At 27.1% G+C, this 12,642-nt stretch carries 10 protein-coding genes and 1 pseudogene; 9 read left to right on the top strand and 2 right to left on the bottom strand.

The window, feature by feature from the left end; genetic code table 11:
* Positions 1–916: 916 nt before the first annotated feature.
* On the top strand, positions 917–1,582 hold the full coding sequence (gene bdr, locus bcCo53_RS07645) for a Bdr family repetitive protein (RefSeq protein ID WP_246938470.1): 666 nt from the start codon (positions 917–919) through the stop codon (positions 1,580–1,582).
* A gap of 66 nt (positions 1,583–1,648) precedes the next feature.
* On the opposite strand, the gene bcCo53_RS07640 is transcribed toward bdr, so the two are convergent.
* A complete protein-coding gene (locus tag bcCo53_RS07640; protein ID WP_246938469.1) occupies positions 1,649–2,050 on the bottom strand; it encodes a hypothetical protein in 402 nt (133 codons plus the stop codon).
* A gap of 65 nt (positions 2,051–2,115) precedes the next feature.
* Positions 2,116–3,681: a plasmid maintenance protein gene (locus bcCo53_RS07635; protein ID WP_246938468.1), complete on the bottom strand. Its 1,566-nt coding sequence runs from the start codon at positions 3,679–3,681 to the stop codon at positions 2,116–2,118.
* Between the two features lie 838 nt (positions 3,682–4,519).
* Between bcCo53_RS07635 and bcCo53_RS07630 the strand changes: the two genes are divergently transcribed.
* From bcCo53_RS07630 to bcCo53_RS07595, 8 genes and pseudogenes are all read left to right on the top strand, one after another.
* Positions 4,520–5,758, top strand: a complete 1,239-nt coding sequence (locus bcCo53_RS07630) for a hypothetical protein (protein ID WP_246938467.1) — start codon at positions 4,520–4,522, stop codon at positions 5,756–5,758.
* A 90-nt stretch (positions 5,759–5,848) separates the two neighbouring features.
* A pseudogene (locus tag bcCo53_RS07625) lies at positions 5,849–5,968 on the top strand (variable large family protein); the annotation flags it as partial.
* A gap of 409 nt (positions 5,969–6,377) precedes the next feature.
* The gene (locus tag bcCo53_RS07620) at positions 6,378–9,524 is read left to right on the top strand and encodes a type ISP restriction/modification enzyme (protein ID WP_025408903.1); all 3,147 of its coding nucleotides are present in this window, start codon (positions 6,378–6,380) and stop codon (positions 9,522–9,524) included.
* Between the two features lie 376 nt (positions 9,525–9,900).
* Positions 9,901–10,104 carry a hypothetical protein gene (locus bcCo53_RS07615; RefSeq protein ID WP_025408902.1) on the top strand — a complete coding sequence of 68 codons (204 nt, stop codon included), beginning with the start codon at positions 9,901–9,903 and terminating at the stop codon, positions 10,102–10,104.
* On the top strand, positions 10,101–10,241 hold the full coding sequence (locus bcCo53_RS07610; RefSeq protein ID WP_155806870.1) for a hypothetical protein: 141 nt from the start codon (positions 10,101–10,103) through the stop codon (positions 10,239–10,241). Before bcCo53_RS07615 ends, bcCo53_RS07610 begins: the two co-directional genes overlap by 4 nt.
* 3 nt (positions 10,242–10,244) lie before the next feature.
* Positions 10,245–10,394 (top strand): hypothetical protein, encoded by a 150-nt coding sequence (locus tag bcCo53_RS07605; protein ID WP_155806453.1) that lies wholly within the window; start codon positions 10,245–10,247, stop codon positions 10,392–10,394.
* A 277-nt stretch (positions 10,395–10,671) separates the two neighbouring features.
* Complete coding sequence (locus bcCo53_RS07600) at positions 10,672–11,574, top strand: P12 family lipoprotein (protein ID WP_025408901.1); 903 nt, start codon at positions 10,672–10,674, stop codon at positions 11,572–11,574.
* Positions 11,575–11,593: 19 nt separating this feature from the next.
* Positions 11,594–12,619: a variable large family protein gene (locus bcCo53_RS07595; protein WP_041178875.1), complete on the top strand. Its 1,026-nt coding sequence runs from the start codon at positions 11,594–11,596 to the stop codon at positions 12,617–12,619.
* Positions 12,620–12,642: the final 23 nt, after the last annotated feature.

Here is a 12,642-nt window from a genome sequence, read left to right as displayed (position 1 = left end):
TATATAATTTGTTTTTAGTACATAAGTGTTTGGCTAATAATATTGCACAAAGTTGCCTCAAATAAACACAAAGTTGCTACATAAATATACATAGTTGTTGCCAAAACAAACAAAGTTGACTTTCAAGATTTTTTATTTTTAAGAGTTGCCCCTAACATGAACAAAGTTTCCATAAAAATATATAAAAGTTGCATCTAAAATATACCAAAGTTGACATTTTGCTATTATAGATAAATCTACTACTAACTCATTTAAAATAAATCCTAAAAGAATCATTGCTTTAGCTAAAAGCTACTTCTTAATATCAAATAGTACAAATCTCAATAACAAAAATTTTTCTAGCTCTAGTACACAACAGATAACACTCTTTATAAGGTATAGTCAAATCAAATAATAATTTACAACTTTCATAATATTCTTTTATCAATTCTTAAATTATGATTAATAATAATTCTACAACATACATTGCAAACAAATACCCATAAAAATCTTTAATATACCTTAAAAAATCTTACTTGTTCTTTTTCATAAAAATCAAATTTTTTACTCTCAAGATCTATGATAGTACACATATTGATATTTTTTTGAACTAAAATTCATACAACAATATACTAACTAAAAGTATACAATCGAATACAAATATATATACTAATTTACATTTAAAAAATTATTTATGAATAATATATAAATTTAAAGTAAACAAAATATTTACCACTATTTAAAAGATCTAAAAATCGCTGCAAAAAATATTTTTTCTTCTTTCTACTATACTAACCACCTCTGTACTATTCACTATTATTCTTATAACTTGAAATCCTTCTCAGAATAACATCCATTAGTAGATATTCGTTCCCACAATACAAAATACTTCCAATTTACCACTTTTTACTGTATAATTATACTTAAGGAGACTATCATGGCACTTCCTCAACCAATAATTACTCAACAAATGGTTATAGCCGAACTTACTAAAGCAGGCATTAATAAAGATATTGCTATTGATTTATCTTATAGGTACTATAGAAATGAGTTAACTTACAAAGACATTGAGTTTTTAAAAGAAAACTTTGACATAAAACTTGAAAAGGTTGAAGCACTGCTACAAGCAGAAATTCAGAGGGTTGAAGCAAGTTTACAGTCTGAAATTAAAGACCTTGATAATAAAATTGACAATAAATTCAATGAACTTGATAATAAAATCAATACCGTTAGAAATGAATTAAAATCTGATATTAAAAACCTTGACAACAAAATTGACAACGTTGAGAATAACTTAAATAACAAAATTGACAATAAATTCAATGAACTTGATAATAAAATTGACAATAAATTCAATGAACTTGACAATAAAATCAATAATGTTGAAAACAATCTTAATGTAAAGATTGACAATAAATTCAATGAACTTGACAACAAAATTGATACTGTTAGAAATGAATTAAAATCATACGTTAGCAATGAAATCTCTATTGTTAGAAAAGATATATCCAACCTAGAGAAGAATAACAAGTGGATATTTGGTTTAACTTTTGCATTATGGTTAACAATTCTCGGAGGATTTATAGCCTTAATACTTAAGTGAATTACTCAAGTTCTATAACCTTTGGTCATAAACTAGCAATTCACTTAAATCATAATAGCATCAACTCTACGCAATTGTTATCTTACCCTTCTTAAATCCTTTACTTTGCTTGCCTTGTAACCTTTCAAAAGGTACTTCCCTTTTACCCTCTAACACATCAACAGGTTCAATGCCACCAACCTTACCTTTACTATCAACAGACTCCCTTTCCAAACTACCAAGAAATAATTCCTTATAATCCTCAAAAATCATATCCAAAATATTACTCATCAAAGCACCTTGGATTGTTTCACATTCATAATTATCAACAACTCTATTAATTATAATTCCATGACCAGCTCTATATTTCTTTGATACCCAATCCTTAAGATATGCATATACATACTCATAGTCAATATCTTGAGAACTAAGTATTGGAAAGTTAATTATTTTTTTATCACTCCTTTTAGATTGTACTTCACGGCTCATGTAAATATTCCAAAATCTATGCCTTTTTATATATAATCTTCTTGCTAAATATTTCAAATTAAATCTCATTTACTCTCCTTTTCTTTTAAATTATCATTTTGAACTACATCTTCAATCATTATTCCTAAATTAGTCATACTCATTCCCTTAGTAGTTTTAAAGCCACCAAACTCATCTCTAATTGCAAATTTAACCATAGCATCATCATTTGAACTAGCATCTATCATCTTATCCATACCATTATTTGATATATCCAACCCAACACACCTTTCCTTACTCTTTTCCAAAGTAGCAAGCATGCTTTCTCTAGCTTTCTTTTTTAAATTCAATTCTTCTTCTCTTGCCTTCCTAAGTCGCTCTTCTCTTTCTTTTGCTTCTCTTTCAAATAACCCAGTTAAATATTTTTGAAGCCTAGCAGCTTCGCGTTTTCTTTCCTCTTCTCTTTCTTTTTCTTTTTCTATCTCCTTTAATTCTTCTACATTTAACTGCTCATTAGCCCTTTTCTCCTTAACAACAGATGCTTTTTTAATTCCTATTCGTAAATTATCTCCATAAGTCTCTTTAACCGCACAATTACTCTTGTACTTATTGGGATACCAATCCCTAAACCTTCCTTCCCAAATAAGAGCGTAATCGCTAATAACACCATCACTACGCTTCATCATCATCCAAATCTTATACTTGTACCTATTACCAAATTGCTTTAAGAAATGTTCTAAGATGTCTTCGATGTAATATTCGCTTTGGTACTCATCTATTGCAGTCTCTAGATTGATTAGGGCATTGATGTATGTTGCATCGTTGTTACTGTATTCTTTTATTTGGTTTAGATAATTTTTACTGATTTTATGTTCACAAATTAACCTTGTCTCTACATCATTCCTTTTAAATTTACACTCTTCTTTTTTTAGTTTATTCGAATCATTATTCTTAAGAATCAATTTTTTAGAATTCTTATTATTGCTTATATTAGCTTTATTATTAAAAGCATGAGGAGCGACACGATGCGACATTACACTTTTATTATTTATTTCATCTATTTCAGATAGGATTCCAAATTTTTTTAGATTTGTGTAATTAAAATTGCTTTCTTCTAATGAGTCATCAAAATTACCAACAATTTTTTTATCACTTAAACTTGTCTTTAGTAAATGTAAAAGGTATTTAAAGATTATGTCTTTATGTAAATGTGCTAACTGCATATTTTGTTTATAAAAAGACATGCTTCCCTTATTTTCACCAAATCTTATAATTTTAGATTCTAAAAGTCCCATTTCATTTAATAACTTTATATCTCTTTCAATCGTTCGTTTACATACTGTCTTTTGTCCATCATTTTTCAGCAGCTTGATTACTACATTGTATATATCACGTGCTGAGTAGTCTTCTACTCCACACGACTTCCTGTATTTTGCGTTCTTTATATCTATTATCCAGTAGATTTTATACAATCTCAGCTTGCGTCTTAACATTCTGTTTATTTGATATCTAACTTGCGATACTCGAATAAATTTAGTAGCAGAAGATGTTTTATCTTTATTTAATGCTACAAGTGATTTTAGTATTGACTTTATTTGCTCTTTGGTATCATTTGAATTGAAATTTGTTGTCTTTTTTGTTAAACTATTCATACGTTATACTATACTTTTGTATCCAAAGTTTGGATTTTCACATCGTTTGTGAAGCTTTGGAAATTTATATATTTTATTATATATAAAAAATTCACTCTTGACTAGATTCAAAGTCGAGGTGATTTTTTTTATGTACCACTTTCTTATCTTCCAAAACACCTCAGATACGATTTTATGGATAAATGTATGGAATAGAGAAATTAGAATGGTTATAAATCAATAAACTCAAATTTAACAACATAGTTCACATTACTTAATTGAAATCTTTTATGAAATTATTAGAATTATTGATTATTGAAATTAATATTTAAGTCTAAAAGTATTTTATATTTTAAGTGTCTAACAAAAAATTAAAATTATTTATTTATGTTTTTAGAGTCTCTCTTTGAGATGTTTTCTAGGTGAATGTATAAAAAGAATTATTTAAAAATTGTATGTTGAAGTTGAAAACAGACTTAAATGGATTTAAAGGTTGAAAAATTTAAGAAAGGTGATTGTTAGTGCTTGTATTTTTGAAGGAAAGTTTACCCCTTTTTGATAGGAATGTTAAATAATTTTTATTATTTAGGCAAGAGTATTAAGTGTGCTTAGAGTAATTTAGGACAGTTCAGTTCTTAATTAATTTTAATAGAAAGTAGATTAAGATTTAAAGTTCAGTTAGTTTCATCCTTAACTATTGTTATCATATTCGTTGCTTCACCGTAAATTCATATCACCGTAAGTTCATATCATCGTAAATTCATATCACCGTAAGTTCAATTCGTAACGATTCAGTAAGGGTATATAAAATTTGTTAGTTGTATAGTAATATAATTATGGTAGAGAGGTTTCATTATACATGATGGGTAAAGATGGTGTAAAAGATATTTATTCTGAATTTAATATTATAGATTTTTGTAAACGTAACTTTGAATTTTTGATTCGTAATATTTGGTTAATATTATTTGCTTTATTTTTATTTTTCTTTAATGTGTTACATTCTCATAGAGGGATTGCAAGTTATACTGTTGGTAGTAATTCTAATCTTTATTTCACATTGCCTTTTACGATAGTCGTTATAGTAGTACCATCTTCAATATTATTGTATTTTCTTTATTTATTAAGGAAGCGTGTTACTGAAGGTAGTGTTAAATCCTTAGTATTTGCATACTTAGAGAAAATAGCAATATTTGTATTATTAGTGATAGGACTTATAACGCAATCTGTAAGTTCATGGATGAGCTTTGAGAGTTTCTTTAGCCTGATGTTTGAAGATACTATTAAGGACACTGTTTTGAGTACTCAAAAGAGTCAGATAGCAAAAGAGGAAGGTATACGTAAGCTACTCTTTGATAAAGAGAAGATAATTGAAGGTGAAATAGCTAGTATTGATATTAAGATTAAGAATAACAATGATCGTATAGAGTTTGCTAAAAATAAGCATTTAAGCTTGGATTATAGGTATAGAACTATGAAGCAAGATTACATGAGAGAGATTGAGAATGCAAGTAGGGAGAATAAGGATTTGTTTAATCAAAGGAATGAGTATTTAGAGTCTTTGCAGGATTTGAGGTTTAAGCTTAGCAGTTTAATTGAAAGGGCGGCTGTAAATAATAATAAGTTTAAGGCAGCTAATGTTTTAAATGGAACATCTGTTGTTATTGCTAGAGATGATTATCTTAATATAGTTTTTGTTTATTTATTATTATTATTGTCTGTTTGTCTAGATATATTTTTAGCAATGGTATTTTGCATAATACAAAATGCGTATCATAAGTTTTATGAACAAAAGTTGTTACACTTAGTCACATTACCTACAAGAAGAGGGGTTTGTGTTACGGGCAAGATTAAAAATCGTCAAATTTCAAATTCAGAAAAATATAAAAAACCATTTAAAATGATTGATGAGTCACTTGAATTTATTGCGTCTAATTTAGAAGATGATAAGCGTACAATAAAGTCTCTAGTTAAAATTAATAAAGAGACAAATATATCTGATTATAGAATAAGGAAGTATTTATCAGATTTAATGAGTAGAGGTTTAGTTATAAAAGAGAAGCAAAGACTTATACTTAATGTTGATGATACACTGAAATAATAGTTTATATTTTACTAATAAATTAATTTATGAAATTTTTATAGATAGTGGTCTTTTTTTTATTTTTTATATTTTCTATAATAAAATTGGTTAAAAGATGTGGCTACTAGTGCAGTAACTAATGCATTAAATACATTAATTATAGTGATAAGAAAGACAATAGATGAAGGACTTAAAACAGTAAAAAAAACTATTAAACTTAATACCTAAAGCGAGAAGATTGTAGTTCTTTATTATAAGAAATAGTCTTTAAACTAGACAAGTAAATAGAATTCATATACAATAAATCAATAAGTGGTAGTTAATTAAGCGAAAAAAATAAAGTCGATAAATAGAAAATCTTATATTACGTAATATATATTGTACTTAAGTAGAAATAGCAAAGACTATAGAAAAAATATCAAAATATATTTTTTTACCCTTTTAATTGATCTTGATAGCAAAAAGCTAGTAAAAATTTAGCTAATAAAAACCATAAATATTGTGTTTAAAATATCTATAATTTGCTTTTAATTTAAAAAGGAGTATGGATAATGAATAAATATTTATTCTTTTCATATAATTTAGAAGTTCTCATCATTACGATACATTTTAAATGTAGTTTTTTAACAAAAACAGTATGAATAATAAAGAATCTTTGTTTGAAGAATATATAGCCAGTCTAGAGAAAACCTCAATAGTTGATAAAACAGAACATACTGATAGGAGTTATTTGCAATATTTACTTAAGAATTTTATTAATAATCCGAGTATTACTATTCAACATGAACCAAGGCGTAGCAAAGAAGGTTTTGGCTCTCCTGACTATATAGTTAAAACGAATGAAAGCATAATAGGGTATATTGAAGTTAAAAAAATTGAAAAAAATTTAGATGATACACTAAAAAGTCCTCAAATTGAGAAATATAAAGAGTTGTCTTCTAATATAATACTTACAAACTATATTGAGTTTGTTTTAATACGAAATAAAGAGGTTATAGAAAGAGAAATTTTAATAACTAAAGAAGAACTGGAAAAACCATATCTTAAGCTTGACAGTACCAAAGTAAATAAAGTTATAAATACTTTAAATAGATTTTTTGAATCTATACCTCAGAGAATTAAAAACATAGAAGATCTTGCCAGTTTTCTTTCATATAGGACAAAGGCTTTAAAAGAATTAATAGAAAAAAATTTAGAGTTAAGTATGTCTTTTAACAAGATAAATACCTTAGTTGCAACTTATAATGTACTTAAAGAAAATATTTATAGTAGTAATTTTACTATAAATGAGTTTTCAGATTCAATTTCTCAAACTATTACCTATGGACTATTCATTGCCAGACTTAATAATAAAAATAGTGAAAAAATAGATTTTTATAATATTAAGAAGTTTATACCAAGTAATTTTTCCCTTATAAGAGATATATTAAAATTAATTGATGATATTGAGACAAATAATGAATACAATAGTTTAAAATGGATTTTAGAAGAAATTATTAATGTAGTAAATAATATTGACTCAGAACTTATCTTTGAAGAATTTTCATTTACTAGTTCTTGTTTAAATTCAAAAGATCCATACCTTTATTTTTATGAAGATTTTCTTTCTAAATACGATGATGATTTAAGGAAAGCTAAGGGAGTTTACTACACTTCTTATTCAGTTGTAAGTTTTATTACACGAAGTTTACATGAAACTCTAAAAACTAAATTTAATTTCGAAAGAGGTCTTGCAAATAGAGATAAAGTTACTGTACTAGATTTTGCAACAGGAACTGGTACATTTTTACTTGAAGTTATAAAAGAAATATTAAAAGAAATTAAAAAAGAATCTGGTAAACAAGAATATTATATTAATACTCATATTCTAAAGAATATTTATGGATTTGAATACTTAATGACTCCATATGCAGTGACTCATCTTAAACTAAGTCAGTATTTGAAAGAAGTTTTTAACGTTGATTTTAATAATAAAGACAATAAACTACAAGTATTTCTAACTAATACTCTTGATATAACAACCATTCCAGATCAAAAGAGTTTTACAGGATTATTTCCTGCAATTAGTGAAGAAAATGAACTTACAAATGAAGTTAAACGTAAGCCAATACTTGTAATACTTGGAAATCCTCCTTATAGTTCAGAATCAAAAAATAATAATGAATATATATTGAATCTAGTTAAGGAATATAAACAAATAAAAAATATGCCTTTAAATGAAAAAAACCATAAACCACTTAACGATGATTATGTTAAATTTATTAGGTTTGCAGAACATAAATTTGAAAAACCAGAAGAAGGATTAATTGGAATTATTACTAACAATGGATATTTAGATAACATAACATTCAGAGGTATGAGATATCATCTCTTAAGTACATTTGATGAAATTTATATACTAAATTTACATGGTAATTTACGTAAAAAAGAAAAAACCGATGATAATAAAATAGATGAAAATATATTTGATATTCAAACCGGAGTTGCAATTGCCATATTTGCTAAATATAAGGATGAGTTAAAAAAGAATCAATTGGCTCATATATATTATAAAAGTATAAGAGGTAAAAGAGAAGAAAAGTATAATTTCTTAGATAGAAACAATATTTTTAGTATTGATTTTGAAAAATTAGAATACTGTCCACCTAATTATTTTTTTATTAAAAAAGACTCTTCAAATGCAGATATTTATAGTAAAGGAATTTCTTTAATAGATATTTTTATAGAAAAAAATTCTGGAATAAAAACTAAAAAAGACAGAATAGCTATTGACTACACAGAAAAAGAACTACTTAAGAAGCTTAATAATTTTGCATATTTATCAGAACAAGATGCTCGTATTAAATACGATATAAAAAAAGATTCTATGTTTTGGAAGTTAACAGAAGTTCAGGAGTTTTTAAAAACTACTAATATCAACCCAAGTTATATTAAAGAAATATCATACAGACCATTTGACAGTAGATTTACTTATTATTCTAAAAACCCAGGGGTTGTAATAGAGCCTAGATACAAACTAATGAGGCATCTTTTAGAAATTGAGAATAATATAGGACTTATTACAACAAGACTTTTATCATCAAATAATTTTTGTCATGCTTTAATTACTTTTAAAATTTCAGATATGTGTATAGTTTCAAATCGAACTAAAGAATCTAGCTATGTTTTTCCTCTTTATGTAAAAGAAGATCAAGGAGTATTTAAAGATATAGTAAAAGAAAATTTCAAGACTACTTTTAGAGCATTTATTAATACTAAATACGGTAAAAAATTTACTCCTGAAGAAATACTTAGCTACATTTATGCAGTGTTGTACTCAAGTACTTATAGAACTCGATTTGTTGAATTTCTTAAAATAGATTTTCCTCAAATCATCTTTGTAGATAATATAGAAATTTTTTTAAAACTTAGTGATCTAGGTAAGCGTCTTATTGATGCTCATTTATTAAAGTATACTTCAAAACTCAATAGTAATATTGGAGTTCATATTATAGATTTGAATCAAAATCCAAACAAAGTGATAGCAAACATTCTTTATAAAGAAGAAGTAAATGAACTTTATTATAATGACACTTCTAAATTGATTAATATTCCTATTGAAGTCTATGAATACACTATTGGAAGTTATCAAGTTCTTAAAAGTTATCTAAAATATAGAAAAGGAAGGATTTTAGGTATTAATGAAATTGAACATCTTGAGAAAGTTGCTAAAGTAATTCACTTTACAATCAACATTCAAAGAGAAATTGATAGTATAGTTTTAAGTCTTAAAGAGTTTAACTAATAAATAAGATGCCATTCAATGTTTAATGATTTTACAATTTTATTTTTTATATTTCTTTTTTTCTACAAGATTTATATCTTGATGCAGATTCTAGAAAATACATTCTATTATTTTTATAAATACTTTCCAACATAAAGCTTATTCTTTTATTATTTTTTTATAGAATTTATGTAAATCTACATCTCTAATTAATATCTTAATAGGAACTTCTAAGTTATTACTAGAATCTCCTGTTAGGAACATTATGCTCTTAGCTTTTCTTAAAATTTAAAGTTTATTAACTATTTTGCTCCTTGAAGGATAAAAAGCGGTAAGAAGAAATGGAGAAAAAAAGGAAAGAGGAAGATAAAAAGGGGGAGGGATAATAATAGGAGGAGTGGATTTATTTGTATTAATATCTTGTGGTAGTAGTGGAACATCACTCAAAGCAGGACAGGCTTTAATTAGCTCAGTAGATGATCTTGCTAAAGTTATTAGACAGAAACTTAGTACAGATGTTAATGGTGCTCTTACTGTTGTTACCATCAGGTTAAATGAGGGTTTAATTGCAAGAGATATTGCAGGTAATACTAGCTATTGAAGGTTGACTTAGAAAAATTGGTGAAAATTAATGAGATTACCAATGAACTTAGAGCAAAGGTTAATGCTTTGAAGTCTGAAAATGACAAATTCATATCCAGGTTTAAGTTAGATGAAAGGGAGAAAAGAGGCACGTAATATATGAAAATAAATATTAAAAATATAAATATAAAAAGTATTTGTGCAACATTATTTATTTCTCTATTCCTTTTTTGTAATAATGGAATAGAAGAACTTGAAAAGGAAAATACTTTCTTAGCCTCTCTAGCTAATTTAGGTAATGGCTTTTAGATGTTTTTATTTCTTTTTTTGATATGTTTACTGGAGTTTTAGTAATTAAAGTTTGTACTAAAAAACAATATTATAGAAATTGTTGTATTGCTAAGTCTTTTTCTAGTTAGAGATAAAATTTTATAAGATTAACTTTAATTACTAAAAGAGTAACTAGGTATAGTTTAGTTAGTTTATTATTTGATATTTGAAATAAAGGATATATACTTGCCAGTGATTATGGTGTTTCAAGGTCGAGACACCATAATTGAATAATTTGATATTTTAGGAGAGGAATATGAATAAAAATATTTTGGCAGTATACATATTAGTATTATTGTGTTTGCTGTCATGTGATATAAATGCTTTGAATGAATTGCTAAGTAGAGCAAGAGATAAGTCTTTAGAAGTGGAAAATACAAACGTAGAAGCTTTAAAAGTTAGAAAAGAAAATAAAGATTTTGTGGAAAAACAATTAGATGATATTAATCTTTTTGAAGCACCTGTAAGAGTACAAAAAGATATGCAGGAGGTGTTTTTTAATACTGAGATTCCAATGTATTTTCAACAAGGGTATCCGTATTATCCTCAACAGAAAGAAGTAAGAATAGAAAAGGAAGATTTAGTTGTAATTACTAGGGAAGAAAAAGAAGCCCAAACAGAGATTGACAAGGTAAAAAGTGTACTTAAGGAGTTTCAATTTGGCCAATTAATTGAGAATGCACGTGAACTTAAGGATGAATATAAAGATTTAGAATCTAGTTTTTATCATACATTTTTAGAGCTTAAAGCTAAGATCGAGCTATTGAAAATGGATCATTCTAGAGAAGGTAAAATGAAATATAGAAACGAAATACAGAAATTAGTTCAATTACATAATGATTTAAATGAGCAAAGATCTAATCTTGATATGATTATGAATCAGGTTGATAGTGGACTTAGTGAGTTGGGATCTGCAAAAGGTTTGTTTGAAAATGCACAAAAGACTTTAAAAGAAGCTCTTATTGAAAGATTGAAAAATAAGAGTAGAAGTTATTCCTTTCCAAGGAGAGACAAGGGTGGTTTATTAGCTAAAAGTGCACAAAGTTATGCGGAAAGTGCTTTGAATCAATTGGAATCTGCTTCTAGTAAGCTAGCTGGTGCTAGAGGAGAAAAGAAAGATATAGAAGAACTTGTTAAGGATGTAAGATCTTTTTTGTAAAAGTTTTGAAGATAAAAATATTAGAATAAAAAGAATTTGTGCAGCATTATTTATCTCTCTTTTCCTTTCTTGTAATAATGGAGTAATAGAAGAACTTCAAAAGCAAAAAGATTTTATACTCTCTATATCTAATTTAAGACAAAATTTCTTAGATATTTTTACTTCTTTTGGGGAGATGATTGGTGGTATTTTAGAGTTTAAGGCTGAGACACCAAAGAGTGAAGTAGGAAAGTATTTTAATAATATTGCTGACACTATAGAAAAAGTTAAAGATAAGTTGACATCTGACATTGCTAACAATGAGCATTATGATAAGGTAAGGACACTTGTTGATAAATTTATAGTGACATTAGATGTAATTGCAGCATGCACTAGGGAAGCATCAAAGGTTTCTAAGGGTTCTGAGCCACTTGGCAATATGCCTAATTCTGCTACTGCTGGTAATCCTGGTGAGGCTGAGAAATTAATAAAGCCAATTAAGACTATTGTGGATTTAGTTCTTCAAGAAGGAAATCCTAATGCTGGGAATGATAAAAAAGCTGACGATGGTCAGACTCCAAGAGCTAATAGTAATGATAATGCAGGTCATTTATTTGCTAATAATAATGCCGGTGCTGGGGCTGCCAATGCAAAAAAAGCAGCAGCTGATGCAGCAAAAGCTGTTGGGGCAGTAACTGGGGCTGATATTTTAAAAGCTATTTCTCAAGGAGAAGGTGGTGCAGCTGCTACGTTAGCTAAAAATACACAAAATTCTGGTAGTGTCAATGCTGTAAATAGTGCTAAAGATGCAACAGTAGCAGGGGCTATAGCACTTAGAGCTATGGCTACAGGTGGTAAATTCGCTGGGCAGACTACTGCTGACGATGCTATTGCTATAGTTAAAGATGCAGCAGCTAGTGCTGTAAATAAGACATTAAGTACTCTTATAATAGCAATAAGAAATACTGTCGATAGTGGTTTAAAAATAATAAATAAGGTGCTAGCCGAAGTTAAACAAGAGGATCAGTCTTCAGAAGTGACTGCATCTGGTACTGATACTAAATAATAGGCAATACGTAAATTAAGTAA

The organism is Borrelia coriaceae (genome assembly GCF_023035295.1).
In the GTDB taxonomy this organism is placed as follows: domain Bacteria; phylum Spirochaetota; class Spirochaetia; order Borreliales; family Borreliaceae; genus Borrelia; species Borrelia coriaceae.
This window is presented reverse-complemented; position numbering and strand designations above follow the sequence as displayed.